Origin of the sequence: Arthrobacter sp. 35/47, from assembly GCF_000520475.1 — a bacterium.
In the GTDB taxonomy this organism is placed as follows: domain Bacteria; phylum Actinomycetota; class Actinomycetes; order Actinomycetales; family Micrococcaceae; genus Arthrobacter_D; species Arthrobacter_D subterraneus.
On the sequence record NZ_KI914586.1, the window covers coordinates 86,370 to 111,892 of the forward strand.

Sequence of the window (25,523 nt, forward strand, 5' to 3'; positions counted from 1 at the left end):
TCATCGGCCCGGCGGCACCGAATGGATGAGGGAGACCACGCGCGTCAGCACGTCGGGATCCGCTTCCGGGGGGACCCCGTGACCGAGGTTGACGACGTGCCCGGGTGCCGATGAGCCGGCGTCCAGAACGGCCCGCACATGGGCTTCCAGTACCTCCCAGGGAGCCGAGAGCAGCGCCGGGTCGATGTTGCCCTGCAACGGAACTGTTCCTCCGAGCCGCTTGTTCGCCTCATCCAGCGGGAGGCGGTAGTCGACGCCCACCACGTCCACGCCGACGTCGCGCATTGCGACCAGCAGTTCCGAGGTTCCCGTTCCGAAGTGCACCAGGGGCGCGCCCAGGTCGCGGACATGGTCCAGGGCACGGGACGACGCCGGCGCCACGTGCTCCACATAGTCGGCAAGGCCCAGCGATCCAGCCCAGGAATCGAAGAGCTGGCCTGCACTCGCGCCGGCTTCCAGCTGCGCACGGAGGAAGAGCCCGGAAGCATCCGCTGCCCACTCGGTGAGCGCCCGCCAGGTATGCGGATCCGCGTGCATCATGGTGCGGGGGCCGAGGTGGTCCCGGGACGGCCTTCCCTCGACCATGTAGGCGGCGAGGGTGAACGGCGCTCCCGCGAACCCGATCAGGGGTGTGCTTCCCAGCTCGGCGACAGTGCGTGCCACGGCCTCCCGGATCGGCTCCAGCGCGGCGTCCGTCAGCTCGGGAAGCGCGGCAACATCGGACGCGCTTCGGATAGGGCTGCCCAGAACCGGGCCCACGCCGGGCACGATGTCCACGTCAACTCCGGCGAGCTTGAGCGGAATCACGATGTCGGAGAAGAAGATCGCGGCGTCGACGTCATGGCGCCTCACCGGCTGAAGGGTAATCTCAGCGGCCATCGCGGGGTCGAGGCACGCATCAAGCATGGCGGTGCCTTCGCGGAGCGCACGGTACTCGGGAAGGGAACGCCCTGCCTGCCGCATGAACCAGACCGGACGGCGGGAGGGAGTACGCCCGCGGTAGGCCTGAATGAGCGGAGACTCCGACGTCCTACCGTCCGTCAGGGGATGCGTTTCGCTGAGGGTCATGACTCGATTCTGCCGAAGTTCCACCCGCTTGGATAACCGGGCGGTCCATGGGTGGGAGAAATCACCTCTGCCGGGGATCCCTCAGCACTCACGGCCCAGCCGCTAATTCGGCTTAACGGCGCGGATTTTCGACGCTGGAAGAACCTTGGAACTTAGGTTTACCTATTAGGGTCTGGATGCCGCTGTTGGCTATGCTGGGATGGCTGTGAACTACTTTTCCCTGGTTGCGACCCACTCGGATATCGACCTGGAGACCGTGGCCCGCCTAAGCGTCGGGGCGTCCCAGGTCGCTTCGTCCGCGCTTCAGGACAGTCCAGCGCTCACCGGAGCAGTGGCGCTGGCAACCTGCAACCGGTTCGAGATCTACGGCGAAGCGGCTTCCGAGGCGGACATTGAAGCGGCACGCGCCTCCATCATCTCCGCCATCAGCGCCCAGTCCGGATTGCCCAAGAGCAAGGTGTCGGATTCCTTCACCACCATGACCGGCCATGAAGTTCCGCGTCACCTCTTCAGCGTCAGCGCGGGCCTGGATTCCGCCGTCGTCGGTGAGCGGGAGATCGCAGGACAGGTGCGGCGGGCCCTCATTGAATCGCAGGGGGTCGGCACGGCAAGCGGCGGCCTTGTCCGCCTGTTCCAGGCGGCTTCCCGGACCGCCCGTGATGTCGGAGCCCAGACCGCCCTCGGCGCGCGCGGGCGCTCAATCGTCTCGGTTGCACTCGATCTTGCTGCGGACCTTTCGAGCACAGGCGACCTCGCGGAGAAGTCAGTGGTTGTCTTCGGTACGGGCGCCTATGCCGGTGCCACCATGGCGCTGCTCCGCGAGCGGGGCTGCACTGATATTTCCGTCTACTCGCCGTCCGGACGCGCTGAGAGTTTCGTTGCCACACGGGGCGGAACGGCGCTCACCGGTGAAATGCTTCCGGCTGCACTCACGCGCGCGGACATCGTCATTGGCTGCAGCGGCAGCGAGCAACGGGTGAGCGCCGATGACATCCGCAAGCTCCGCGAGGGCGTTGATCGCTCGCTGGTGATCGTCGATCTGGCCCTGAGCCACGACTTCGATCCCGCGGTTGATTCCGTGGACAACGTCGAGCTCATCACCCTGGAATCGGTACGCCTTGCCGCGCCCGAGGAACAGGCGGAGTCATTGCGGCAGGCTGGAGAACTGGTTTCCACGGCAGCCGCTTCCTTCCAGGAACGGATTGCTTCCCGCTCCGTTGACGCCTCCATCGTCGCGCTGCGCAAGCACACCCAGCAGGTTCTGGATGCGGAGATGGCAAGGGTCCGTGCCCAGCACGGCTGCACGGCCGCCGCCGAGGAAGTCGAGTTCGCGCTGCGGCGGATGGTGCGGCAACTGCTTCACGTGCCCACCGTCCGCGCCCGGCAGCTCGCCGCCGAGGGCCGCCAGGATGACTACACTGCGGCGCTTGAGGCACTCTACGGGATCGAGCCCGAGGACACCGCCGAAGCCGCGCCCCAGCAGTCCTGTCCCGTCAGCGATGGTGCCCAGGCCCGCGCTGAGACGGCCTGACTGCGGGCTCTCGGACTTCCAGCTCGCTGACAGGGCACCGCTGGATTCTGCTCAGTAAGCATCCGCGCGGTGTGGATGCCGCTCACCAGGGATTCGCTCCGACTGGATCCCGTTCGGTGTAGATCCCGCTCAGTACACCGGCTTGTCGGGCTCCACGTCACGAACCCACTGCAGGATCCCGCCGTCCACGTTGTACACCTGCCGCGCACCCTGTTCCCGCAGATAACGGACAACATTGGCTGAGCGGCTGCCTGCCTTGCAGTGGACGTAGATCTCACGTTTCGCGTCGAGCTGCGTCTCTCCGCTGAGGATCCGGTTCTGGGGTATCAGGGTGGCGCCGTCGATCCGGACAATCTCGTATTCCCCGGGTTCCCGTACATCGATCAGATCGAAGTCCCGGGCCCCTGAGGCACGCTCCTGCAGTAGTTCCTCCAGTTGCGCAGCGGTGATCGAGGGAAGCTCGCCTAAAGCCCCGCCCTCAGCCGGCTTGAGACCGCAGAATGCCTCGTAGTCCGACAATTCGGTGATCGGAGCAGCGGAAGGGTCCCGCCGCACCCGAAGTTCCCGCCAGGTCATGTCCAGCGCGTTGAAGATGAGCACCCGCCCCAACAGGGTAGTGCCAATCCCCGTGATGAGTTTGATCGCCTCGTTGACCATGACCGAACCGATCTGGGCGCACAGCACCCCCAACACTCCCCCCTCAGCGCAGGAGGGAACAGCGCCGGGCGGTGGGGCCTCCGGATACAGGTCGCGGTAGCTGGGTCCGCCGACGGAGGGCTTGGCCCAGAAAACGCTCACCTGCCCGTCGAAGCGCAGGATGGAACCCCAGACGTACGGTTTGCCCAGGATTTCAGCGGCGTCACTGACCAGGTACCGGGTGGCGAAGTTGTCCGTCCCGTCCAGAATGAGGTCATACCCGGCGAAGATCTCGAGGACATTGCTGGTGTCCAGCCGTACCTCGTGCCGCACGACAGACACGTGCGGATTGAGGTCCGCAATGCTTTGCTCCGCGGAGGCCGCCTTGGTCTGGCCGACATTGCTGACCCCATGAATCACCTGCCGCTGCAGATTGGAAACGTCGACGACGTCGTCATCCACGATGCCCAGCGTCCCCACGCCGGCAGCCGCCAGATACAGGAGCGCGGGTGAACCGAGCCCGCCGGCGCCGATCACCAGCACCTTCGCGTTCTTGAGCCGTTTCTGGGCATCGACGCCGAACTCGGGAAGAATGAGGTGCCGGGAGTACCGCTCTGTTTCTTCCCTGCTGAGAGCAGCGTGCGGCTCCACCAGCGGACCGGGGGCAGGAGTCAAAACACTCATGCTTCAATGTATGCCCAGCAGTGCGGTACTGCGCAATGCACGGGTTCAGCCGCAATCTCCGCGCGCGTGGCCTCCCGGTGCGGGGCTGCGCGGGTAGACTGGGAACCCCGCTGTAGGGGCGGGGACAACCTGATTCAGTACCAGACACACGACCGAAGGCCCAGACACGTGACTTCAGAGGCACCGGCGAGCGGAAAGGCCGTTCGGCTGCCGCGAGACGAGCGGCGACGCCAGCTGTTGAACGCGGCCCATGAGGTGTTCGTTGCCAACGGCTACCACGGTGCTGCCATGGATGAAATCGCCGAAGTGGCGCACGTCAGCAAGCCTGTGCTCTACCAGCATTTCCCGGGCAAGAGGGAGTTGTACCTTGCCCTCCTGGAGAGCCATCTGGCTTCGCTGACGGAGCTGCTCGTCGAGGCGCTGCAGTCCACGTCCGACAACAAGCTGCGGGTGCACGCCACCATGCGCGCGTACTTCCAGTTCATTGCCCAGGACAGCCAGGCGCACCGGATCGTGTTCGAATCGGACCTGAATAACGATCCGGATGTCAGCCGCCGCCTCGAGGCGTTCAATGCGCACTTTGCGGACCAGATTGCGGGGGTCATTTCGGGAGACACCAGGCTCTCCCATCTGGAAGCCACCCTCCTTGGACGCGCGATGGCCGGCATGGCCCAGGTGAGCGCGCGCTACTGGCTTGAAACCGACGGCGGCCTGGACATCGATACCGCAAGCGAGCTCATCTACCGTTTAGCTTGGCGCGGAATCAGTCGATTCCCCAAGGAAATCTGAGTTACATTTCCCTTAGTTTGGCGGCGCTGACAACGGGCGCCGTCGCACCTTCCCTATCCGTCACATGAAAGGCCCGCTGTGGAGATCAAGATCGGCGTACAGAACGTCACCCGCGAGATTGTCCTGGAGTCGAACGAAACCGCTGAAGCGGTAGCGGACGTCGTCAGCAAGGCCATGAACGGTGGCGCCGAGCTGCGCCTGACAGACAGCAAGGGACGCCAGGTCATTGTTCCCTCCGCCGTTCTGGGCTACGTGGAAATCGGCGAGAGTGAAACCCGCCGCATCGGTTTCGGCGCTCTCTGACAAAGCAGGTGTACCCGTGGTCTCGCTGATAGTCGTCACCGGCGTCGCTCTGTCGGTGGGCTTCTTTGTCTGGTTCGCTGACCGGCGACACCACCGGTACGGGGTGCTGCTCCTGCCCGGCATCTGCCTCACCTCAGCGCTGATCCTGTGGATCATCCTGCAGTTTGCCGGGCTGGGCTATCACCCGGACCTGTTCTGGCTGGCCTGGCTTCTGCCGATGCTGGTCTCGACCGTAGTCACGGTGGCAGCCGCCTGGTGGTTTGGGCGGCACCGCGAACACGCGGATGCCGAAGCCATGACGTCAATCCTGAAGCGGCGCTGACGCCTTCGCATGGGCAGGTGGGCCCGCGCCCGCACGGTGCAGGTGAGCCCGCGCCCGTACTGTGCAGGTGAGCCCGCGCTCCCTCAGTCCCGATTACAGGTCAGCCCGGCCTGCGAAGGAGGACGACGCGAGGGCGTGCTCCCGCTTCGGGATCCTGCCTGCCCGTGACGCCAGACGGCCGGCGACAACAGCGTGCCGGAAGGCAGTCGCCATCGCCACCGGATCCTGGGCGCGGGTAACGGCGGTGGCCAGCAGCACGGCGTCGCACCCGAGTTCCATGGCGAGCGCAGCATCCGACGCCGTGCCGATCCCGGCATCAAGAACGATGGGCACGCCCGCACGGGACACAATGAGTTCTATGTTATGCGGGTTCAGGATGCCCAGTCCCGTACCGATCGGTGCGCCCAGCGGCATCACCGCGGCGGCGCCCAACTGCTCGAGCCGGAGGGCCAGCACGGGATCGTCGTTGGTATACGCAAAGACAGTGAATCCGCGGGCCACCAGGGATTGGGTCGCCTCCACCAGTTCAACGGCGTCAGGCAGCAGAGTCTGCTCGTCAGCGATCACCTCAAGCTTGACCCAGTTGGTTTCCAGCGCCTCACGTCCCAGCTCGGCCGTGAGGACAGCTTCACGGGCGGTAAAGCAACCTGCCGTGTTCGGCAGGATCCGCATGTCCTGGGAGTGCAGGAGCTGAAAGAGTGACGCGCCCGTCTGTGGCGTGTAGCGGCGCATTGCGACGGTGGTCAGCTCGGTGCCGGAGGCGGCGAGCGCCTCGCCGAGCCCGTCCAGGCTGGGCGCTCCCCCGGTTCCCATGATCAGTCGGGAGCCCAGCAGAACCCCGTCGATGATCAGAGGGTCAACACTTTCGATTGGATCCGAGCTCATGGTCATCCTCCCTGGACGGCGGTGACGAGTTCAACGTCGTCCCCGTCGGATAGTCTCCGGCCCGACCACTGGCTGCGCGGAACCACTGTCGAGTTCACTGCCACGGCCACGCCGAGGCGTGCCCCGTCGGCCGGTTGTCCGGTGGGCTGCAGCGCCCTTCCCGTGATCTCCGCGATCAGCTGCAGCAGGTCTGCGGCAGCGGTGTCTGACGGTGTGCCGTTCACCGTGATGGCTGTTCTGTTCATGTTCATCCCTCCTCGAATCTGTTCGGTGTGTACCGCTCCAGGCCTGGCGGCCCGGGCTTCCCCTCCAGTAGATCCACACACACTGCGGCGGCCGTGGGCGTCAGGAGCACGCCGTGGCGGAAGAAACCGGTGGCGATCAGGAGCCTGTCGCAACCCTCAACCTGACCGAGCAGCGGCGCGTTGTCCGGAGTGCCGGGACGCGCACGGCACAGTACTTCGACAAGTTCCAGCTCGGAGACAGCCGGGATGAGCTGCTGCGCGTCGCGGAGCAGCTGGTAGACCCCGCCTGCGGACACTGCATTGCTGCCGTCCTCGCGCATGGTTGCGCCAAGCACCACGGTGCCGTCGGTCCGGGGAACCATGTAGACGGGATGTCCCCGCACCAGTCCGCGTACGGTGTGCGTCAGCAGTGGCTGTAGCGCCTCGGGCACCCGAAGACGGAGGATATCGCCGTAGACGGGCCGCAGTGGAAGCCGGCAGGGCAGACCGGCAAGCCCGGCCGCAGCGAGTCCATTCGCAATAGTCGTGGAGCCGGCGCGAAGCACGCTCCCGTCAGCCAGACGAACACCGGTCACATGGCTGCCGTCCCGTTCGACGCCGGTCGCCGCGGCACGGACCAGCGTTCCGCGGGATGTCACGGCAGCGAGCAGTGCCGCGGCCAGTTTGCGGGGGTCCACCTGATGGTCCTCCGGCGCGCGGAATGCGGCAGTCGCAGCGGGTCCGATCATCGGCTCCGATCGGCGCGCTTCGCGCAGGGACACCTGCTCCACTACGAGGGAGTTGCGCGCCTGTACCGCCTGAAGATCGGCGAGAGCCTGCCGGTCGGCGCCGTCAAAGCCGAGCACTATTGTTCCGGTCCGCCGGAACCCGGGATCGATGCCCGTCCAGGTCAGGGACGCGAGGAATTCAGGGTACCGGGCGGCTGAATCGAGGGTGAGCCGAAGCAGGTGCTCCTCGCGGTAGTGGAGCTCGCTCGCCGGCGCGATCATGCCGGCTGCCGCGTGGGTGGCACCTGCGGCTGGATCCGGATCGATCACCGTCACGGTGTGTCCCCTGCGGATCGCTTCCCACGCAATCCCGAGCCCGATAATTCCTCCGCCGACGACGGCGACGTCCACGTCTGTTTCCACCAGGGTCCTTCCCTACGCCGGCATGATCCGGATCAGGTTCGTTGTTCTCACAACGCGGTCGGCGCCGAACGCCCTCTCAGCCGGCACGCGTCCGAATATGTCCCGGACGCGGTTTGGCTCCCGCAGTACCCACTTATTGTAGAGGGTATGCAACTTCACTCTGCCCGCCTCTACCTGTGCACGGATTCACGACAGCGCCAGCAGGACTTCGGCGAATTTGTCGACGCCGCCTTTGCTGGCGGGGTGGACATCATCCAGTTGAGGGACAAGTCTCTTGAGGCAGCACAGGAGCTCGAACTGCTCCAGGTGCTGCGCGCGTCGGCCGTTTCCCGCGGGAAGCTCTGGGCTGTCAATGACCGCGCCGACATCGCGGCGGTCAGCGGTGCTCCCGTGCTGCACGTCGGGCAGCGCGATCTACCACCCGAGTTTGCCCGCCCCTTCCTCCATGAGGGCGGAGTGATCGGCCTTTCAACGCATTCACCGGAGCAGGTGGCCGCGGCCGCCTCGAATGACGACGTTGGATATTTCTGCACCGGCCCCGTCTGGGCCACGCCGACCAAACCGGGCCGCACCGCCGTCGGGTTGGACCTGGTGCGGAACGCAGCGCAGCTCGAAGAAGTGCACGCGCAGCGCGGCCAGTCGCTCAAGCCGTGGTTTGCTATTGGCGGGATCGACTTGCAGAACGTCGAAGAGGTGGTTGCGGCCGGCGCCAAACGCGTTGTCGTGGTACGCGCCATTACCGAGGCCGATGATCCGCAGGCGGCCGCGGCGAAGATCCGGGAGGCACTTCCGGCATAGCTCTCATGCTCGCCGTTTTGCTCCCGATTTTGCCCATGTTGGCCGACGCTCCTCCTGCCCAGGCGTCTTCCGGTCATGGTGGCGCGGTGCTGGGTCCGGTGTGTGCGAGTTGGTGGTGGACGGCTTCTTCCACTTGCCGGTACCGGTTGCGTTTGGGGTTCCGGTGGGGGTCGATGTATTTCGGTGGCCGGAACCATGGGATTCCCTGAACTGATTCGACCGACCAGTTGCCCTCGTGGATCAGGTGGTGATGCCGGGAGCAGAGCAGCACGCCGTGGCTGATGCTGGTGGTTCCGCCCGCTGCCCACGGGACGATGTGGTGGGCTTCGCACCAGGTGGCGGGCACCGTGCAGTCCGGGAAGGCGCAGCCCTTGTCGCGGGCAACCAGTGCCCGCCGCAGGTGCGGCGGGAAGAGGCGTTGGGCCCGTCCGATGTCCAGGACCTGACCTTTACCGCCGAGCACCAGCGGCAGGATGTCCGCCTCGCACGCCAGTTTACGGATGCTCCGGGCGCTCACCTGCTCGGCGAAGACCGCATGGCCGTCCTGCCCCAGATCGCTCAGGAGATCCCGGTAGTTGATGGTGACCATCACCTGCGGGCGGTGACCCCCGGTGGCCGGCAGACCGTCACCGGCAAGGGCGATCCGGCAGCCGGACACCAGCCCCTCGAGCAACTCCTGCGCACGGGTTGGGCCGTTGGTCTGCGTTCCGGGTGGGGTGGTGCCGTTCACTCGGGGGTTGGTGGCCGTGTTCATGACGGTCAGGAGGTACTCAAACTGCTCATCGGTGGCGCCGATCTCCAGGAAGTGCAGGCCATGACGCCTACCGCGCAGGAAGACGCCCTGCCTGGCCCGGAGGACCTTCTCCGTTGGTTCCACGCCGTCCTGGTCGATCACGCTTTCCCAACGCCGGGCAAGGACCCGCAGCACGTCCTCATCAGACTCCACGGCCTGGCGGACCAGGTGTTCCTCCATGGCCTCCACCTGGCGGCCGGTCGCGACAGCCCGGACACGGTGAACGGCGTCCCTGATCACCATCGCCGCCCGGGTGCTGAACGCTCCGGCACGCGTTGCAGCGGCCAGGACAGGCAGCGGAGCCTGGACCGGTGCACCCGGCCCCGGAACCTCGGGAAGCACGTCCTGGCCCAGCCGCAACCGGCGGTTTGCCTCGGAACGGCTGACCCCGAGCTTCGCCCGCAGGTACTCTGCCGTCCCCTTATGGGCTTCCTGGGCGTCCGTGCCGGCAAGTGAGTGGTCTTCGGCGGCCCGGGCAACCAGGGTCTGAAGGTGATCCACCACCCGGGAGATCTCCTCCACCCCGACAAGAGCCGCAACAACCTCCTCCCGGTCCAGGAGGAGATAACCCGATTCGAAGTGGTGGGCGAAAGCCAGCAAATCCGAACGCATTCCACGCAGGAGAGAATCATCTTCCCCGTGGTGTTCGAGCGATGCGACGGCCATACCAAAATATTATCGAAGACACGTACTAATACCGACCGAAACCCGGCAATGTGGAGGAGCAGTCACCCACAACTTATCCACACACGCAAACGGGGATCATGCGTGAAGCAGGAACAGGGATCACACCCAAACGGGGACGCCGTCGATCTGCGCGGGCGATTCCTAAGTGATGTGGCGGGTGCGCTCGTAGCGGCGGATGGCCTGCTGTGTGGTCCGGTTCGTGAGGACGCGGATAGTGGTGCTCACCGTTCCGGAAATGACCGCAAATGCCAAGGCCGACCGCAGGCTGTTCTCCAGGCCTTCCTTGTCTTTTGGAGGCTCGTTTCCGGTAACCCGCTTCCAGATGAAGTCGACCAGCTGTGTGCCTACGAGCCCCGCTCCAATGCCCAGTCCAACGCCCATCAGTTTGAAGATCGTGTTCATGGTGCCTCTTTCAGTCGGCTTGTCCTTGGTCCCAGCCTAGCGTTATCCCCGCGGCGATAGATGACGCGACGACGGCGGAGACGGGAGCGGCGGGTGTAGAGTTGGTATCGCTCAAAACAACGACAGGGGAGCGCAGCCACGTAGGTGGTGGGCGCTGAGAGTGCGGACCACCGCAGACCCTCGAACCTGATCCGGCTAGTACCGGCGAAGGGAGTCGAGTTCTCAGGGCAACCGGCGTCCTGCCGGTGTGCCTTCCCCTCCTGCACCCAGGAGGATCAAACACCATGACTGAAACAAAGAGCCCCACCCCGGCCACATCCCGGCGCCATTATGAATGGCGCGTGGTGGATATTGTGGTCGCTTCCGTGATTTCGGTGGCCGTCGGCGTCATCTTCTTCGCCTGGTCGGCAGGCTACAGCGGAATCGCCGCCGTCACTGCGGCCTACCCACCGCTGGCAGGCCTCTACTCCGGCGGCTGGCTGATTGCCGGCGTTCTCGGCGGACTCATCATCCGCAAGCCGGGCGCCGCCATCTACTGTGAGGTCCTCGCAGCGGCGGTATCGGCGCTGATCGGCACCCAGTTCGGCATGGCCGTCCTGCTCTCCGGCCTGGTCCAGGGCATCGGTGCGGAACTGGTGTTCGCGCTGTTCCTGTACCGCCGCTGGAACATCGGCGTGGCGCTGCTTGCCGGCCTCAGTGCGGGCATTTTCCTGGCGGTCAGCGAAAACATCATGTACAACGTCGAATGGGCCATCGAGTTCAAGCTGATGTACGGCGTGTTCGCCGCCATTTCCGGTGTGGTCCTGGCGGGACTGCTGCCCTGGCTCGCCACCCGGGGACTCGCAAAGACCGGCGCATTGTCCTCCTTCGCTGCGGGCCGCACGGCTGACGTCTAGCATGGGCTCGCCGATCACCGCCCGGGGCTGGGGCTGGCGCCACCCCGGGCGCGTACGCTGGGCAGTCCGGGACATCGACCTGACGGTTGAAGCCGGTGAACGGGTCCTGCTTCTCGGCGCCTCGGGTGCCGGCAAGTCCACGCTTCTGCACGGACTGGCCGGTGTCCTGGGAGATCAGGAAGAGGGGGAGCAGGCAGGCCACCTCACGGTCGACGGCGTCAGCCCGGCCGATGCCCGCGGCCGTTCCGGTCTGGTCCTCCAGGATCCGGATACGCAACTGGTACTGGCGCGCGTCGGCGACGAAGTGGCGTTCGGGGCCGAGAACCTTGCCGTGCCGCGCGCCGAAATCTGGCCGCGAGTGCACCGCGCGCTCGACGACGTCGGCCTGGACGTCCCGCTGGACCACCCCACCACGGCGCTCTCCGGCGGCCAGAAGCAACGGCTCGCCCTGGCGGCCGTCCTCGCCATGCAGCCCGGACTGCTCCTGCTCGACGAACCGACTGCCAACCTGGACCCGGCAGGCGTCATCGATGTGCGGGACGCCGTGGTGCGCGTGCTCGAACGGACCTCAGCCACCCTGGTGGTGGTGGAGCACCGCGTCGACGTCTGGGCCGACGTCGTCGACCGCGTGGTGGTACTCGATTCCGACGGCGGGATCCTCGCCGACGGTGCGCCCTCGGTGGTGCTCCGGCAGGAAGGTACGAGGGCCCGGCTGATCGAAGCCGGCGTCTGGGTGCCGGGCTACCGTCCGGAAACCCCCGCAGTCAGCGCCCGGCCCGGCGCCGATCTGCTGTACGCAGCCGGGCTCGCCGTCGCGCGGACCAGGCGCGGAAATGCAGTGCTCGACGACGTTGACCTCACCCTCCGCGGCGGGGAAGCTCTCAGCGTGCTGGGCCCCAACGGGTCCGGCAAATCGACGCTCGCACTCACGCTCGGCGGGCTGCTCAGGCCCCGCAGCGGTGAACTTGCCGCCCGGCCTCCGCTTGCGCGCAGGGCCGGAACCAGCCCTGCGGGTTGGAAGTCCGCTGAACTGGTCAGCCGCATCGGCACCGTCTTCCAGGAACCGGAACACCAGTTCCTGACCCACACTGTGCTGGACGAGCTGGAATTCGGGCCCCGCAGGGTTGCCCGCCAGGACGAGGCGGAAGTGCGGCGCCGCGTCGACCCCCTCGCTGAGCGGCTGCGCCTTACCGGCCTGTTGAAGGCGAATCCGTTCACCCTCTCGGGCGGTGAGAAGCGGCGGCTGTCGGTGGCGACAATGCTGGCCACCGGCCCGGAAATCCTGATCCTCGATGAGCCGACCTTCGGCCAGGACGCGCACACCTGGGCGGAACTGGTGGCGCTTCTCGCCGAGCTCATCCACGCCGGCACGTGCGTTGTCTCTGTGACCCATGACCGTGACTACACCGCCGCACTCGGAAGCCGGGTTCTTGCCGTCGACGGCACGTCCGCAACGCTGGAGGTGGCCGCGTGAGCGTCGATGTGCTGAATCCAGAGATCACCGGGAAGGTGCTGCCCAGGGCCAACCCGCTCTCCAAGCTCTTCGCCGCGGTGCTGATCACCGTGGTGGTGATGCTCAGCGTGGACTGGGTGAGCGCCGGCGTTGTCCTGGTCAGTGAACTGCTGCTGCTCCCGCTGCTGGGCATCAGTGTGCGCCGGCTGCTGTTCCGCACCTGGCCGTTCGTGGTCGCCGCGATAGTCGCCGCGTACGGCACCGCGCTGCTGGCGGACAAGACGGGGAGGGTCCTTTTCGAGCTGGGCCCCGTGCTGTTCACCGAGGACTCGGTCAACGCCGGGCTCGCCATCGGGCTGCGCGGGCTCGCCATTGCACTCCCAGGCCTCTTCCTGCTGGCAAGCACAGATCCCACCGACCTGGCAGACGCCCTCGCCCAACGGCTGAAGGCGCCGCACCGGTTTGTGCTCGGCGCACTGGCGGGCATGCGTCTGGTGGGCCTGCTGTTTGACGAGTGGCGGACCCTGGGGCTTGCGCGGCATGCCCGCGGCGTTGCCCATGAAGGCAACCCGGCGGCGCGGTTCGGGAACTTCCTGGGGCAGGCGTTCGGGCTCATGGTCCAGGCCATCCGCCGGGCCACCCGGCTTGCGGTCGCGATGGAAGCGCGTGGTTTCGGGGCGGGTCCACGCACGTGGGCGAGGGAGAGCATCTTCAGCCGGATCGACGTCGTCGTTGTCTTGGTGGGGACGCTGATCGCGGCGCTTGCCGTCACCGCAGCGGTGGCGGCGGGCACCTGGAACTTCATTCTCGGCTAGCAGCACCTGTTCCGAAGACGCCGCGGAGGAGCACACTGGAGGGACAGTGTTTCGAGAAGCCGCAGGCTTTTCCCAACCTTGCACGGCGTCAATGGGTAGGTAACGCGGTAGCGATGGCTTGAATGTCGAGTGTGGGGAACGAACATGGCCGAGGGACAGGCGGAGTGGCTCAGCGTCATCAGGGACCACCACCTGCGTGCGCTGCGGCGGTTTGTCCGCCGGCTCACCTCCGATGTCTTCCTGGCCGATGACGTTGTCCAGCTGACCCTGCTGCGTGCCTGGGAACACCCGGTCATGCGCGGACACAGCGAACTCGAGATCCGGGCCTGGCTTTTTGTGGTGGCAAGGAACATCCTCACCGACTCGTACCGCAGCGGTTTCCGCCGCCACGAGTTCGACGTCGATGAACTCCCGGAAGTGCCCTCGGACGACGACGTCGAGCAGTTACTGACGTCCTGGCTGCTGACGGACGCGCTCAACGAACTCTCGCCCGACCACCGCGACGTGGTGCTGCACTTTTACTTCCGCGGCGAAACAGCGGCGGAAATTGCACGGGCCCTCTCGATACCGGAGGGGACCGTGAAATCCCGCCTGCACTATGCCCTGCGTTCCCTGCGGAACGCGCTTGCTGCCCGGGACGTCGCCTCGGGCAGCTAGCTCAGCTCAGTGCGCGGCTTACTGGATCATGGTGCCGTCAGGTGCCACCACGTACCAGACCTCGTTCACGCCCTGGCCGTTGGTGTCGCCCGGGGCCTCATCCTCGGCGAAGTAGTAGATCGGCATGCCGTTAATGGTGACCTGGAGTTCACCGTCCGGGGTTTCGATCGTGCCCAGTTCTCCGGTAACGCCCTCAGCTTCGGGGGTCTCGCTGTCACTCAGCACCGGCGGCCAGGCCTCAAGGCAACCGCCCTCGCAGGCGCTCACCCCTGAATCCGGCTCGTCATTGGTGAAGTAGTAGACGACCATTCCCTCGGCGTCGACGACGATCTCGCCCAGGTCGGTTTCAGCCACAGCGAGCGGCGTTCCGACGGTCCCGCCGCCGGCGGCACCCTCCGTCGGTTCCTCGGATTCACCCTCGGTGGGTTCCTCGCTCGCCGGTTCCTCGCTTGCCGGTTCCTCCGCCGCCGTTTCCTCGGCCGGTGGCGCCTCGGTCTCGCCAGACCCGCCACAGCCGGTCAGCGCCAGCAGGCAGATGGCGAGGATGGCGAACAGGACGCGCATTGCTTTACTCATCTTGATTCCTCCCGTAATCACCCCCTGGACACCCGGGGGATGGGAGTGGCCACTCGACCCCTCTGCTGGGAAGACGCACCGACCGCCCCTGATGGTTCAACGGTCAGGCGAACTCACAGGTGAATCCCAGCTTGGAGCATCTATGCGGCAGGGGCATCCCAGACGGGGCGGGCGGACGTGATGGGATCATTGGGATCCGCCTCGCCCTCCTTCAGACCAACCCGGAACTGCAGCATCATGTCATGGTCCTCGTGGGGCAGGTTGTGGCAGTGAACCATGTAGCGGCCCTTGTGCGGTGTGAAGCGCATGATCGCCTGGACCGTCTCGTTCTCGCCGACATACATGACGTCCTTGGGCCCCTCCTCGTAGCTGAACGCCCGCTGTCCGTTCCGGCTGATGATGTGGAAGTCAACAAGGTGGATGTGCAGGGGATGGAACCATCCGCCGGACTTGTTCTCGATCTCCCAGATCTCGACGTCGTTCACGCCGGGGTTGGCCACGGCCCACTGGAAGTTGCTGGCGATGACATCCGCCCAGCTCTTCCCGTTGATCTTCCACTCCCCGTTCTGGCGCTCGACGCGGAGCCGGCGCGTGGTCTTCGCCATGGCACGGGTGAGGGTCATGGGCTCGCTGTTGGCGAGCACGGTGGGAAGCCTGAGCGCTGTGGGATCATTCCGGTCAAACGCATCATCCGTGACGTCGAACGCCATGACGCGCCTGGTGTTGCCGTACTCGGTGTTGTTGTCCAGCGGCAGGTTCTGCAGCTCGACCCGCTGGCCGGCGCGGTAGCGGGAGAAGTCGATCAGGACCTCGTAGCGCTCCGAATTCGCGTGCCGGTACTGCCCCACAGGAATCGCCCGGGGCGTGAGCCCTCCGTCGGTCGCAACAACGGTCAACGGCTCTCCGGTGCTGAGCCTGAATTTGAAAGCGCGTGAGATTCCGCAGACCAGCACACGGAAGCGGTAGATCCGGCGCTTGACCTTCATGACAGGCCAGGGCACCCCGTTCACCAGGTTGATGTCACCCCACAGACCGCTGTGCCCGCGGTCATCGTAGTAGGGGTTTCCGTCCGCGCGGAGCTGGATGTCGCTCACCATGAGAGGCACGTCGAACTCGCCCTGGGGGAGGAGCGCCCGCTCCACCGGGTCGTGGATCTGGTACATCGCGACCAGCCCGGAATACGCGTTCTGCGCCGTGTAGTGGACGCCGTGGTCGTGGTACCAGAGTGTCCGGGCCGGCTGGAAATTGGGGTAGAGGTAGTCCTTCCGGAACCCGGGAAGCGTGGTGTCGGAGGCATAGCCGTCGTACTGGGGCAACGATGCCGATCCGTGGAGGTGCGTGGAGGTCGCCAGCGGTGTGCCGAAGTCCGGGTGCGACTGGGGAAGTTGGTTCCGCATGGTCACTACGGCGTGGGTGCCCTGGTTGATGCTGATGGTGGGGCCGGGGAAGATCCCGTTATACCCGAGGATCCGGGTTTTCAGCCCGGGTACCAGGGACGCTACTGCGGCCTGCTGCGTGATCCGGTAGAAATTCTGCGGCTTTCCGTCGAGGGGATTGATGCCGGTCCGGTACGGGGCCAGGAACGGCGGCCGCGTGAATGCAAGGAGGTACGGCTTCAGTTTCGAGCCGTCCAGAACCGGTGCGGACTGGGCACTGATGGAGGAGAGAGGAGCGGTGAGAGTTGCGGCGGCGAGCGCGCCGAAACCACCCATCGCAAGAAAATTGCGCCTGCTGATAGACATTGCTGCCATCCCTTTCCAAAGATTTTCTCTTGGCGGGACGCGCATCGGGAGGCGTATCAGACGCCTGCCCCAGACTCCGTTCTCGATGTGGTCTCAGCTGACAAGGATGCTCCTGGGTGCTTGGAGAAACCTTGGACGATCGTTTTCCTTACCCGACGGAACCCCGGAACCTCCTACGGGTCAGGAAGTAAGCGCCTTTCCGAGGTCGGACTGCAGGTCGCTCACATCCTCAAGGCCCACCGAAAGCCGAACGACGCCGTCGGACAGGCCAATCGCCGCACGCCCGTCTTGGCCCATGGCGCGGTGGGTTGTGGTTGCGGGGTGGGTGATCAGTGTCTTCGAATCGCCCAGGTTGTTCGAGATGTCGATGATCTCAAGGGCGTCGAGGAGCGCGAAGGCGCGTTCCTTGCCCCTGTCCGCGGGCGCATCCAGTTCGAAGGTCACCACTGTTCCCCCGGCGGTCATCTGCGCGGCAGCAAGATCGAACTGCGGGTGCGATTCCAGTAGCGGGTACCGTACCCAGTTCACCGCCGGCTGCGCCTCAAGCCACCTGGCCAGCGTCAGCGCCGAGGAGGACGCGTGGTTCACCCGCAGCGACATGGTCTCCAGCCCCTTGAGCAGGGTCCACGCGTTGAAGGAGGACAGAGCCGGGCCGGTGTGCCGCATGAGCGTTTTGACCGGGCCCTCGATGAATTCCCGGCGCCCGAGGATCGCTCCGCCCAGCACCCTGCCCTGGCCGTCCATGTGCTTGGTTCCGGAATAGACGACGACGTCGGCGCCCAGATCGGTGCACCGCTGCAGCAGCGGCGTGGCGAAGACATTGTCGACCACAACCTGCGCACCGGCCGCGTGGCCCAGTTCCACGACCGCGCGGATGTCCACGATCTCCTGCATCGGGTTGGACGGTGACTCGAAGAACACAGCCGTGGTGGGGACGCTGAGCGCCTCCTCCCACTGCGCAAGGTCCCAGCCGTCCACAAAGACCGTCTCCACACCCCAGCGCGGCAGGATTTCGTTGAGGATCACAAAGCAGGAACCGAACAGGCTCCGGGATGCGACCACCCGGTCGCCGGCGGCCAGAAGTGCACCCAACGCGGTAAAGACTGCGGACATGCCGCTCGCGGTGGCGAAGCAGGCTTCAGCCCCTTCCAGCAGCCGCAGGCGCTCCTGGAACATGGCGACCGTTGGGTTGCCGTACCGGGAGTAGACAAACCGGTCGACGTCCCCGGTGAACGCGGCCTCCGCCGCCGCCGCGGAGGAATAGACAAAACCCGAGTTCAGAAAGAGAGCCTCGGAGGTTTCCTCGAAGTTCGACCGCACCAGCCCGCCGCGAACCGCGAGCGTGTCCGGAGACCAGCCGGCGACGTCGTCGTCCGGCCGTTGAATGCGGGGGTACCCCCCGTTGCCGGCGATGGGTTCGCGGCCGGTTGCCGGGGAGAACGACGACGGCGTCGGCTCACTCACCGGCGTGGCCGTGGCTGTCCGTCGGCTGGTCAGAGCCGCGCCCGGCGGTACCTGGGTTCGCTTCAGAAGCGCTGGTTTCTGGGCCCGTGGCGGTTCCTGGGTGCACTGCGGTTTCTGAGTGCACTGCGGTTTCTGCGTGCACAGCGGTGGCGAGGCCGCTGGAGCGCCAGCCGCCGTCGGCTTCGAAACCGTGCAGCACGTTGAACGCGGTGTGGCCGGCAGCCGCGGCGCTCTGTGCGGCAGCAACCGAACGGACGCCGGAGCGGCACAGGAACAGCAGTTCCCTGCCCTTGAGGCCGTTCAACTGGTTGAGGAAGGAGACGTTGCGGGAGCCGTCGGAACGGTTCCATTCGAGGAAGAGCGGCACCGTGCCGGCGTCGGTGAGGTCGGGGACACCGACGCTGCGCCACTCTTCCACCGTGCGGACGTCCACGAGGACGGCGCCCTTGCTCACTCGCTCCACCGCTTCGCGGGGTGTGATGTTGCCGGCGTAGCCCTCAGCAGGCTGGGAATGGGGAATGGAATGCTGTGACACTGTGTCTCCTCACGCTGTGCACGCTGGTGATCGTGGATCCTGATCGGTGTGCCGAGTAGTCACCTGAGGCACCCCGCCGTGAAAGAGGGTTGCCGGCCAGCAAGTCAGGGCTTGGCGCTGGCGCTCGTTACTCCGGACTGAAACGTAGCACCGGCGGCGGCCCGGTTGCCACGCCGGGCCGTAACCTGCGGTAACGCCTGAAGCTGGTAACGCCTGGTCCTCCCGGAAGTGCCTGGGACGAAGTGCCTAGGACACTGAGTCGACGAGCGCACCCAGCTCGGCCGTAAGCTCCGGGGAGACAGTCACGGGCTTGCCGTCGATCGACTCCACCTCGGCGAGCAAACGGACGCTCGAAATCAGCCAGACGCCGTCGGAGGCGAAGAGATCCGGGGGCACCAGCGGTCCATAGCCGAGTTCCCAGCCGGCGCTGCGGGCAGCAGCAAACAGTGCGCCCTGCGAGGTGCCGGGCAGAATCCCGCTTTCCAGCTGCGGCGTGATGAGGTGCTTGACGCCGTTGCGGACGCGGGCAATCAGGACGGTCGACGTAGGGCCCTCCAGCACCTTCCCATCGGATGAGGTGAAGATGACGTCGTCCGCCCCGTGGGACCGCGCATGGCGCAGGGCTGCCATGTTCACGGCGTAGGAGAGGGTTTTTGCGCCCATCAGCAGCCACGGCGCGCGCTGTCCCACCGTACTGTCGTAGCCGCGGTCAAGCAGGAGCACGGCCAGGCGCCGCCCACGCAGGCCCTCGGGCACGGGAGAGACCAGCACCCAGGCGGTCGCGCCCGCTCCCTCTTCCCCGCGGGTGGCCACGAGCTTGACCACCAGGTCGCCGTCGTCGTCGGTTTCCGTCAGCGCGGTGGCGATGGCACGTTCCCAGACGTCCGACGCCGGGACGTCCAGTTCCATCGCTTCGGCGGACGTCGCCAGCCGGGCCAGGTGCGCCTGGAGCTTCCGGGGTGTGCCGCGGACGGCGAGCATGGTCTCGAAAATCCCGTCTCCGCGCGTGACGCCCGTGTCCGTGACCTTGAGCTGGGGCTGGGACGCATCAGCGATCCGTCCGGCGGGGTAGGCGGGATCCAGGAACACCAGAACAGTCATGCGCCCAAGCCTAGCGACCGAGGGCCCCGCGGTGAGCGAAGCGAGGCGTGGGAGGGCGGGGTTGGGACGTCAGTCCGGGAACGCCGTTCCGAGGGCCGACAGCACGCCGAAAGCCTTTGTCCGCACCTCCTCCCACTCGTCAGCGGGATCGGAATCGGCGGTGATCGCACCGCCCACGCCGAGCGTGAGGAGGGTGCCGCCGTCGTCGTCCTCCAGTACGAGGGTGCGGATGACGACGGCGAGGTCCGCCGCCCCGTCGAGCGAAAAGTAGCCGGCCGCGCCGGAATAGATGCCGCGGGGCGCCCCCTCGAGCCGGTCGAGGATCGCCATGGTGCTGATTTTCGGAGCGCCGGTCATCGAACCGGCAGGGAACGCGGCGGCAATGGCCTCGGCACGGGAGGACCCGGGGCGTAGCCGGGCGTCGATGGTACTCACCATCTGATGGACGGTCGCGTACGTTTCGATGTCACACAGGCGGCTCACCGTCACGGTGCCGGGTACCGCCAGATGGGAGAGGTCGTTGCGCAGGAGATCCACGATCATGATGTTCTCCGCGCGGTCCTTGGTGCTGGTGCGCAGGTCTTCCTGCAGGGCGGCGTCCTCGCCGGGGTCCGGGGACCGGCGCCGGGTTCCCTTGATCGGTTCGGCGCGCATTCCGCCGGTCGAATCGAGCCGCAGGAACCGTTCCGGGGAGGTGCTCGCAACCGCAAGCCCTGGGAACGCGAGGAAGTGGGCAAAGGGCGCTGGATTGGACCGGCGGAGGGCGAGGTAGGCCTCGAGCGGCTCCAGCCCGGTGTCTTCGCGGGCCGTCAGCGCTGTGGTCAGGCAGACCTCGTAGGAATTGCCGTCCGCAATCTCGGCCGCTGCCGAACGGATGTTCCTCAGGTACTGCTCCCTCGTATCCCGAGCTATGAAGCGTGGGGCCGGCAGGGAAGCGGCCGGCGCAGCGGGACGGCCGCCGGACAGAATCACGGCGCGTGCACGGTCCAGCCAGGCATCGGCGTCATCGTCGCGGAAGCCGTCGCGCAGGGTAAGCAGGTAGGTGCGCTTCTCCCGGTGATCAAGGACAACGGCGCGGCCGGCGAAGAGCAGGGACGCATCCGGCACCGTGGAGGGCATCTCAGCGCGGCCGCCGGTTTCGCGCTTCAGTTCGTAGCCCAGGTAGCCGAGCCAGCCGAGGGCAAACGGCCCGGGATAGATATCGGGCGACCGGACGGCACGCCGGCCCCAGACCCCGTCAAGCCAGCGGAAGAACGGGCCGGCGATCCGCGCAGTAACCGGGCCACTGGTGACGAGGGTAGTCCCGCCGGAGTGCTGGGCAAGCTGCCCGTACCGGCCACCGTCATCGGCGAGGATGGAAAACCGGCTTCTGCCCTGGGTATCTTCGGCGGCGGAGCTGTCCAGCCAGGCGGCGGACCCCGAGCCGGCGTAGAGCTCGCGGAATACCGCTTCAGCGTCCGGTAAGGCGCGGAGCATCTCGACCTGAAGGGTGAGCCCCCGCCGCGCGGCCCGTTCCATTGACATGAAAGACTCGCACTGCGGCAGGCCGGTCAGCGCACGGCGGAGCTGATCCGGAACGGCATTCCCACGATGGCCCTGCACCAGGAGATCCGCGTGATCGGCGGGCCGGTCGGACACCAGCCAGTTGTCTTCCTGGTCAGACCAGCGCTGCCAGAACGGTGCGTAGGTGTCGCCGTCGCGGGCCAGGGCGCTGGTCCGGCGCAGGTCGTCGTCGGCGTCGATCCAGATCACCACATCGAGGAGGTCACGGGCGGCAGCGCAGGCCGCACCCACTCCCTCGACCACCACGATGTCAGCGGGCTGCGTTAGGCGGGTGCCGCCGTCGTCGTTCGCGGACCAGTCCCAGGCTGTCCACCGGGCAGGCTCCCCGGCGGAAAGCGGAGTCAGCACGGTCCGGACGTACCGTTCCAGGCCATCGGCGAGGCCGTCCCATCCGGGGTAGATGTCCTCGAGGTGGAACAGGCTGACGGTATGGTGTTCGCGCAGGAGCGCAGCCAGTTCCACGGCGAGGGTTGTCTTGCCGGCGCCGGAACGGCCGTCCACGGCAATCAGCAGCGGAACGACGGCGTTGGCTGGCTTGTGTGCCATGGGTCAGGCGAAGGCCAGCAGAGCGCCCACGGCAACGAAGAGACTGCCGAAGATGCGGTTGAGCAGGCGTTGTCCGCGCGGCCCGCTGGTGAACCGGCTGAACGAGCGCGCCGCGGCGGCGAAAAACAGCCACATCACCATGACATCGATGACGACGACGGTCCCCGCCAGCACGCCGTACTGGCCCAGGAACTCCTGGTCGGGGCGGATGAACTGGGGGATGAAGGCGAGGAAGAACACGATGGCCTTGGGGTTGAGCAGGTTCACCCAGAGGCCCCGGCGGAACATCGAGGCGGCGCCTTCCGCGTAGAGGGTGGCAGCCTGCTCAGCCGGCACGGGAGGCTCCAGGAATTTCCGGATCCCGAGGTAGACCAAGTAGGCGGCGCCCGCATACCGGATGATATTGAACGCCACCGGTGACCCGGCCACCAGCAGGCCTACCCCGGCGGCCACAACGGCGATATGGACGAGCAGCGCCGTCTGCTGGCCGAGGATGCCCCACATGGAACGGCGGAAACCCACCGTGAGCGCGTTGCTCATAGTGTTCACGGCACCGGCTCCGGGGGTAAAGCTGATTAGCGCCTGGGCACCGACCAGTGCCAGCCAAAGCGAAAGAGTCACTGAACAATCTTAGGGGCGGCGGGAAGTCTGCCGCGCCGGGCATCCGTGTTGATCACCAGAGAGTGCTGAGGGGCTCGAAGCCCTGCATTGCGGCATCGCTGGTAATGACCGTGGCACCCTCTATCAGGGCCTGCGCAGCAATCAGTCGGTCGAAGGGATCGCCGTGGTGCCAGTCCAGTGACGCGGCGGTGAGCGCGTGCTCGGAGGTAATGGGGATGGTCAGCGGAGCCACCCGCCGGACATGGTGCTCGTAGCCCACGAAGACCTTGTCCAGGCCGGGAAGTTTCCCCTTGCGGAACTTGTACGCGAGTTCGTAGGCGGTCGCGGCGGAGGCATACAGTGTCTCATCCATGCTGCTGATGATCCGGCGCGCCTTGGCTGAGAGAGAGCGCGGACTGGCCATCGCGAAGAGCAGGGCCTGCGAGTCGATCAAATAAGCGGTTGCTCCCACGCCTCCAACTCCTCCCTGCTCATCGGTTCGAACGCCTCCGCAGGCACATCGAGCGGGCCCAGAAAACCCAGAGTCCGTTTCAGGGGTCTTTCGATCTTGACGAGCTTCGCTACCGGTCTGCCGCCGCGGGCAATTACGACCTCGTCGCCCTTCTCGACCATATGAAGTAACTCCGACAACCGGGTTTTCGCCTCTTGGACGTTGTACTGGCCCATGTTGACCAAGTCTAGTTGGTCAACCTCTGCTGTGTACGGTTCAGCCCAATATTCGTGGGCGTCGAATGCGGTCATGCAGCAACGGTACGAAGCGGGATGGCCTCGAGAGACTCAACCGGCCACTATGTGGATAACCCTCTAACGATCCCCACGCTGTGGAGGGGAAGTCACCGGGACGCGCGCCGGCGCGCCAGCTCATCCTGGACGTACTGCACAATGCCCGGAACGGCGTCGTGGATCATCTGCCAGGTCGCCTCAAAGTCGGCGCGGTCGCCGTACCAGGGGTCATAGATGCCGAGTTCCGAGACCGGGGTGCCGGCTGCGGAGGGATCGAACTCGCGCAGCATGCGCACCCTGCCCCGGCTCTCGGCGTCGGGTGCCTCGAGTTTGAGATCCTCGTAGTGGTCCACGTCCAGTGCGAGGATGAGGTCCCGCTCCGCGTACCAGCCCGGATCGAACTGCCGTGCACGGTGGGCCTCACTGGCCAGGCCCAGTTCCGTCAGCTTCGCGGCGGCACGCTCGTCGATCGGGTTGCCGCTCTCCCAGCCCGTGGTGCCTGCCGAATCCACGAGCACCTCGCCGCCCAGCCCGGCTTCCTCGAAAGCCTGGGTCAGCATGATCTCGGCCATGGGAGACCGGCAGATATTGCCGGTGCAGACAGTGACAATCCGGTACATGCATCAATCGTAGGTCGCTGCGTCCTGCTCGTCCTCAAGCAACGCCATTGCGGCGCTGTGCCCGCCGAGTCCGCTGACGCCTCCGCCGCGACGGGAGCCCGCGCCGCACAACAGGACGCGCGGATGGTCCGTCGCCACGCCCCACCGCCGGGCGGGGGTGTCGAGGGGGTCGTCGTCGTCCGCGAAGGGCCAGGAGAGCGGGCCGTGGAAGATATTTCCGCCGGTCAGGCCCAGGGTTTCCTCGAGATCGAGGGTGGTCTTGGTTTCGATGCAGGGATCGCCCGACGGCCCCGCAAGGAGGCAGTCCTCGATGGGCTCAGCCAGCACGCTGTTCAGTGATTCCAGGACGGCCGCCTGCAGCGCCGCCCGGTGGGCGTCATGGTCCCCGCCCACCACCAGCCGGTGTGGAGTCTGCAGGGAGAAAACAGTCAGTGTATGCGCGCCCGATTCCCGCAGTTCCGGCGAGAGGATCGAGGAATCCGCCAGGGAGTGGCAGTAGATCTCGATCGGCAGCGGACTGGGAACCCGGCCGGAGGACGCCGCGGCATGGGCACTCTCCAGCTGCGAGTAGGTCTCGTTGATGTGGAGCGTTCCGCCGAATGCCTGCTCCGGGCTTACTTCGGGATCCTTCAGCCGGGGCAGCCGCGAGAGCAGCATGTTCACCTTTACCTGCGCTCCCTCCGGAGCGTGATGCTGCGGCGCCGTGAACCCGGACGCTTCCGGCCCCCCCATCAGCCGGCCCAGCACAGCGGGTGTCACATTGGCGAGGACAAATTCACCGCTCACACGGTGCGGAGCGCCACCGCCATAATGGACGACGCCGTTGGGCGCCACGGCGGTCACCTCCGCTCCGGTCCGGATCACCACGCCGGCCTCCCGGGCCGCACGTTCCAGGGCGCCGGAGACGGCACCCATCCCGCCGACAGGCACGTCCCAGTCGCCGGTTCCGCCGCCGATCACGTGGTAGAGCAGGCACTTGTTCTGCTGCAGGTCCTGATCATGAGCGCTGGCAAAGGTACTGATCAGTGCGTCGGTCAGCAGCACGCCACGCACCAGGTCATCCTTGACAGTGCGCTCGATCACTTCGCCGACCGGGCGTTCAAGAAAGCTTTCCCACACCTCGTCATCGCCGACCAGCGCCCGGGCCTCGGACCGGCGCAGCAGCGGGGCAGTGACGGTGGGCCACAGTTTCCTCGCCAGCAGGGCCGTGCTCCGGTAGAAGGATGCGAAGCCGGCCGCATCCTCCCCGGCGCCGATCCGTTCAAAGCCCGCTCGCGTGGCCTCGCCGTCGAGATTGTCGACCAGCAGGCCCGCATCCGAACCCGGCACCGGCGTATAGGAGGAATACCGGCGTCGTACCAGCTGCAGGTCAAGGTCAAGGTCCTTGATGATCTGCTGCGGAAGCAGGCTCACCAGGTAGGAGTAGCGGGACAGCCGGGCGCCGGTGCCGGGGAAGGCCTCCGCAGAGACCGCGGCGCCGCCCACATGGTCCTGGCGCTCAAGGACGACCACGGATCTGCCGGCCCGGGCCAGGTACGCCGCCGCCGCCAGTCCGTTGTGGCCACCGCCCACCACAACAACGTCGAAGTGGTCAGGATCCTGGAGTCGGGGCCGGCTCATCATCGCCTCACCCTATAACTTCACACCCGGATGATGAGTTCGCCGCAGGGGATGAGGAACCAGCCATCCGGTGACTCGCCCCAGCGCCGCCAGCCCGCGGCCATCCGTTCCAGCGCGGCCCGGTCTGCCAGTCCACGCTCGAGCGTCTGGTCGGCGAAGGCGGAGCTGAGTACCCGCTCGGCCCAGGTGTCCGCGTGCCAGCGGCGCCGCTCGGCCGTGGCATACAACCAGTTCGACGACGACGCCTCCACCTCGGCGAGGCCCGCCTCGTGCGCCCAGGCGAGGAGGTGGCGGCCGGCGTCGGGCTCTGCCCTGTTG

The 25,523-nt window shown here is 66.4% G+C and carries 27 protein-coding genes, 1 pseudogene and 2 riboswitches; of the genes and pseudogenes, 9 read left to right on the forward strand and 19 right to left on the reverse strand.

The window, feature by feature from the left end; translation table 11 throughout:
- The gene (gene hemE, locus X803_RS0104300) at window positions 1–1,068 is read right to left on the reverse strand and encodes a uroporphyrinogen decarboxylase (RefSeq protein WP_026544179.1); all 1,068 of its coding nucleotides are present in this window, start codon (window positions 1,066–1,068) and stop codon (window positions 1–3) included.
- A 205-nt stretch (window positions 1,069–1,273) separates the two neighbouring features.
- Between hemE and X803_RS0104305 the strand changes: the two genes are divergently transcribed.
- Window positions 1,274–2,599, forward strand: coding sequence for a glutamyl-tRNA reductase (locus tag X803_RS0104305; protein WP_090584473.1), 1,326 nt, complete (start codon window positions 1,274–1,276; stop codon window positions 2,597–2,599).
- 129 nt (window positions 2,600–2,728) lie between these two features.
- Here the strand turns inward: X803_RS0104305 and moeB are convergent, their stop codons facing one another.
- Window positions 2,729–3,919, reverse strand: coding sequence for a molybdopterin-synthase adenylyltransferase MoeB (gene moeB, locus X803_RS0104310; protein WP_026544181.1), 1,191 nt, complete (start codon window positions 3,917–3,919; stop codon window positions 2,729–2,731).
- Window positions 3,920–4,087: 168 nt separating this feature from the next.
- On the opposite strand from moeB, the gene X803_RS0104315 reads away from it, so the two are divergent.
- From X803_RS0104315 to X803_RS0104325, 3 genes are all read left to right on the forward strand, one after another.
- Window positions 4,088–4,708: a TetR/AcrR family transcriptional regulator gene (locus tag X803_RS0104315; protein WP_051470441.1), complete on the forward strand. Its 621-nt coding sequence runs from the start codon at window positions 4,088–4,090 to the stop codon at window positions 4,706–4,708.
- Window positions 4,709–4,786: 78 nt separating this feature from the next.
- Window positions 4,787–5,011 (forward strand): DUF3107 domain-containing protein, encoded by a 225-nt coding sequence (locus X803_RS0104320; protein WP_026544183.1) that lies wholly within the window; start codon window positions 4,787–4,789, stop codon window positions 5,009–5,011.
- A gap of 16 nt (window positions 5,012–5,027) precedes the next feature.
- Entirely contained in the window at window positions 5,028–5,333 is a 306-nt protein-coding gene (locus X803_RS0104325; RefSeq protein ID WP_026544184.1) for a hypothetical protein, read from the forward strand.
- A 93-nt stretch (window positions 5,334–5,426) separates the two neighbouring features.
- Here the strand turns inward: X803_RS0104325 and X803_RS0104330 are convergent, their stop codons facing one another.
- Genes X803_RS0104330 through thiO form a run of 3 tightly spaced genes read right to left on the reverse strand, consistent with a single transcriptional unit; the run spans window position 5,427 to window position 7,593 of the window.
- Window positions 5,427–6,224, reverse strand: coding sequence for a thiazole synthase (locus tag X803_RS0104330; RefSeq protein ID WP_026544185.1), 798 nt, complete (start codon window positions 6,222–6,224; stop codon window positions 5,427–5,429).
- Window positions 6,221–6,463 (reverse strand): sulfur carrier protein ThiS, encoded by a 243-nt coding sequence (gene thiS / locus X803_RS0104335; protein WP_026544186.1) that lies wholly within the window; start codon window positions 6,461–6,463, stop codon window positions 6,221–6,223. Before thiS ends, X803_RS0104330 begins: the two co-directional genes overlap by 4 nt.
- Before the next feature lie 2 nt (window positions 6,464–6,465).
- A complete protein-coding gene (thiO, locus tag X803_RS17740) occupies window positions 6,466–7,593 on the reverse strand; it encodes a glycine oxidase ThiO (protein WP_051470442.1) in 1,128 nt (375 codons plus the stop codon).
- A gap of 147 nt (window positions 7,594–7,740) precedes the next feature.
- Here thiO and thiE point away from each other — a divergent pair, with 147 nt between their 5' ends.
- Complete coding sequence (thiE, locus tag X803_RS0104345) at window positions 7,741–8,391, forward strand: thiamine phosphate synthase (RefSeq protein ID WP_026544187.1); 651 nt, start codon at window positions 7,741–7,743, stop codon at window positions 8,389–8,391.
- A 73-nt stretch (window positions 8,392–8,464) separates the two neighbouring features.
- On the opposite strand, the gene X803_RS17745 is transcribed toward thiE, so the two are convergent.
- Both X803_RS17745 and X803_RS0104355 read right to left on the reverse strand, forming a co-directional pair.
- Window positions 8,465–9,850, reverse strand: coding sequence for an HNH endonuclease signature motif containing protein (locus tag X803_RS17745; RefSeq protein ID WP_051470443.1), 1,386 nt, complete (start codon window positions 9,848–9,850; stop codon window positions 8,465–8,467).
- A 162-nt stretch (window positions 9,851–10,012) separates the two neighbouring features.
- Window positions 10,013–10,273: a DUF4235 domain-containing protein gene (locus X803_RS0104355; protein WP_026544188.1), complete on the reverse strand. Its 261-nt coding sequence runs from the start codon at window positions 10,271–10,273 to the stop codon at window positions 10,013–10,015.
- A gap of 114 nt (window positions 10,274–10,387) precedes the next feature.
- A riboswitch (TPP riboswitch) is annotated at window positions 10,388–10,503 on the forward strand.
- A 54-nt stretch (window positions 10,504–10,557) separates the two neighbouring features.
- Here X803_RS0104355 and X803_RS0104360 point away from each other — a divergent pair.
- The 4 genes from X803_RS0104360 to X803_RS0104375 all read left to right on the forward strand — a co-directional run bounded on the left by X803_RS0104360 (window position 10,558) and on the right by X803_RS0104375 (window position 14,094).
- Complete coding sequence (locus tag X803_RS0104360) at window positions 10,558–11,169, forward strand: ECF transporter S component (RefSeq protein ID WP_026544189.1); 612 nt, start codon at window positions 10,558–10,560, stop codon at window positions 11,167–11,169.
- A 1-nt stretch (window position 11,170) separates the two neighbouring features.
- On the forward strand, window positions 11,171–12,643 hold the full coding sequence (locus tag X803_RS0104365) for an ABC transporter ATP-binding protein (RefSeq protein WP_051470444.1): 1,473 nt from the start codon (window positions 11,171–11,173) through the stop codon (window positions 12,641–12,643).
- A complete protein-coding gene (locus X803_RS0104370) occupies window positions 12,640–13,437 on the forward strand; it encodes an energy-coupling factor transporter transmembrane component T family protein (RefSeq protein WP_084033372.1) in 798 nt (265 codons plus the stop codon). Before X803_RS0104365 ends, X803_RS0104370 begins: the two co-directional genes overlap by 4 nt.
- 144 nt (window positions 13,438–13,581) lie before the next feature.
- The gene (locus X803_RS0104375; RefSeq protein ID WP_051470461.1) at window positions 13,582–14,094 is read left to right on the forward strand and encodes a sigma-70 family RNA polymerase sigma factor; all 513 of its coding nucleotides are present in this window, start codon (window positions 13,582–13,584) and stop codon (window positions 14,092–14,094) included.
- 18 nt (window positions 14,095–14,112) lie between these two features.
- Here X803_RS0104375 and X803_RS0104380 read toward each other — a convergent pair whose 3' ends face one another.
- The 12 genes and pseudogenes from X803_RS0104380 to X803_RS22085 all read right to left on the reverse strand — a co-directional run.
- Window positions 14,113–14,670, reverse strand: a complete 558-nt coding sequence (locus X803_RS0104380; protein ID WP_026544193.1) for a COG4315 family predicted lipoprotein — start codon at window positions 14,668–14,670, stop codon at window positions 14,113–14,115.
- A gap of 140 nt (window positions 14,671–14,810) precedes the next feature.
- The gene (locus X803_RS0104385; protein ID WP_026544194.1) at window positions 14,811–16,412 is read right to left on the reverse strand and encodes a multicopper oxidase family protein; all 1,602 of its coding nucleotides are present in this window, start codon (window positions 16,410–16,412) and stop codon (window positions 14,811–14,813) included.
- A gap of 180 nt (window positions 16,413–16,592) precedes the next feature.
- Window positions 16,593–17,798, reverse strand: a complete 1,206-nt coding sequence (locus tag X803_RS0104390; protein WP_026544195.1) for an O-succinylhomoserine sulfhydrylase — start codon at window positions 17,796–17,798, stop codon at window positions 16,593–16,595.
- Between the two features lie 70 nt (window positions 17,799–17,868).
- Complete coding sequence (locus tag X803_RS20935; RefSeq protein WP_051470445.1) at window positions 17,869–18,411, reverse strand: rhodanese-like domain-containing protein; 543 nt, start codon at window positions 18,409–18,411, stop codon at window positions 17,869–17,871.
- A 6-nt stretch (window positions 18,412–18,417) separates the two neighbouring features.
- Window positions 18,418–18,543, reverse strand: a riboswitch (SAM riboswitch).
- A 114-nt stretch (window positions 18,544–18,657) separates the two neighbouring features.
- Complete coding sequence (locus X803_RS0104400; protein ID WP_026544196.1) at window positions 18,658–19,512, reverse strand: aminodeoxychorismate lyase; 855 nt, start codon at window positions 19,510–19,512, stop codon at window positions 18,658–18,660.
- 69 nt (window positions 19,513–19,581) lie between these two features.
- Window positions 19,582–21,621, reverse strand: coding sequence for an aminodeoxychorismate synthase component I (gene pabB / locus X803_RS0104405; protein ID WP_026544197.1), 2,040 nt, complete (start codon window positions 21,619–21,621; stop codon window positions 19,582–19,584).
- 3 nt (window positions 21,622–21,624) lie between these two features.
- Window positions 21,625–22,242, reverse strand: coding sequence for a LysE family transporter (locus tag X803_RS0104410; protein WP_026544198.1), 618 nt, complete (start codon window positions 22,240–22,242; stop codon window positions 21,625–21,627).
- 52 nt (window positions 22,243–22,294) lie between these two features.
- Entirely contained in the window at window positions 22,295–22,693 is a 399-nt protein-coding gene (locus X803_RS0104415) for a type II toxin-antitoxin system VapC family toxin (RefSeq protein ID WP_026544199.1), read from the reverse strand.
- A complete protein-coding gene (locus X803_RS0104420) occupies window positions 22,672–22,983 on the reverse strand; it encodes a type II toxin-antitoxin system Phd/YefM family antitoxin (RefSeq protein ID WP_342707413.1) in 312 nt (103 codons plus the stop codon). Before X803_RS0104420 ends, X803_RS0104415 begins: the two co-directional genes overlap by 22 nt.
- A gap of 92 nt (window positions 22,984–23,075) precedes the next feature.
- Window positions 23,076–23,585, reverse strand: coding sequence for a low molecular weight protein-tyrosine-phosphatase (locus tag X803_RS0104425; protein WP_026544201.1), 510 nt, complete (start codon window positions 23,583–23,585; stop codon window positions 23,076–23,078).
- Between the two features lie 3 nt (window positions 23,586–23,588).
- Complete coding sequence (locus tag X803_RS0104430) at window positions 23,589–25,208, reverse strand: phytoene desaturase family protein (RefSeq protein WP_051470446.1); 1,620 nt, start codon at window positions 25,206–25,208, stop codon at window positions 23,589–23,591.
- Window positions 25,209–25,225: 17 nt separating this feature from the next.
- A pseudogene (locus X803_RS22085) lies at window positions 25,226–25,523 on the reverse strand (SAM-dependent methyltransferase); the annotation flags it as partial.

Coding starts and splice junctions, on each gene's coding strand:
- X803_RS0104430 (WP_051470446.1), bottom strand. CDS start 25,208: ATGATGAGCCGGCCCCGACTCCAGGATCCTGACCACTTCGACGTTGTT.
- thiE (WP_026544187.1), top strand. CDS start 7,741: ATGCAACTTCACTCTGCCCGCCTCTACCTGTGCACGGATTCACGACAG.
- X803_RS0104425 (WP_026544201.1), bottom strand. CDS start 23,585: ATGTACCGGATTGTCACTGTCTGCACCGGCAATATCTGCCGGTCTCCC.
- X803_RS0104330 (WP_026544185.1), bottom strand. CDS start 6,224: ATGACCATGAGCTCGGATCCAATCGAAAGTGTTGACCCTCTGATCATC.
- hemE (WP_026544179.1), bottom strand. CDS start 1,068: ATGACCCTCAGCGAAACGCATCCCCTGACGGACGGTAGGACGTCGGAG.
- X803_RS0104360 (WP_026544189.1), top strand. CDS start 10,558: ATGACTGAAACAAAGAGCCCCACCCCGGCCACATCCCGGCGCCATTAT.
- X803_RS0104420 (WP_342707413.1), bottom strand. CDS start 22,983: ATGACCGCATTCGACGCCCACGAATATTGGGCTGAACCGTACACAGCA.
- moeB (WP_026544181.1), bottom strand. CDS start 3,919: ATGAGTGTTTTGACTCCTGCCCCCGGTCCGCTGGTGGAGCCGCACGCT.
- X803_RS0104375 (WP_051470461.1), top strand. CDS start 13,582: ATGGCCGAGGGACAGGCGGAGTGGCTCAGCGTCATCAGGGACCACCAC.
- pabB (WP_026544197.1), bottom strand. CDS start 21,621: ATGGCACACAAGCCAGCCAACGCCGTCGTTCCGCTGCTGATTGCCGTG.
- thiS (WP_026544186.1), bottom strand. CDS start 6,463: ATGAACAGAACAGCCATCACGGTGAACGGCACACCGTCAGACACCGCT.
- X803_RS0104380 (WP_026544193.1), bottom strand. CDS start 14,670: ATGAGTAAAGCAATGCGCGTCCTGTTCGCCATCCTCGCCATCTGCCTG.
- X803_RS0104385 (WP_026544194.1), bottom strand. CDS start 16,412: ATGTCTATCAGCAGGCGCAATTTTCTTGCGATGGGTGGTTTCGGCGCG.
- X803_RS17745 (WP_051470443.1), bottom strand. CDS start 9,850: ATGGCCGTCGCATCGCTCGAACACCACGGGGAAGATGATTCTCTCCTG.
- X803_RS0104355 (WP_026544188.1), bottom strand. CDS start 10,273: ATGAACACGATCTTCAAACTGATGGGCGTTGGACTGGGCATTGGAGCG.
- X803_RS0104400 (WP_026544196.1), bottom strand. CDS start 19,512: ATGACTGTTCTGGTGTTCCTGGATCCCGCCTACCCCGCCGGACGGATC.
- X803_RS0104365 (WP_051470444.1), top strand. CDS start 11,171: ATGGGCTCGCCGATCACCGCCCGGGGCTGGGGCTGGCGCCACCCCGGG.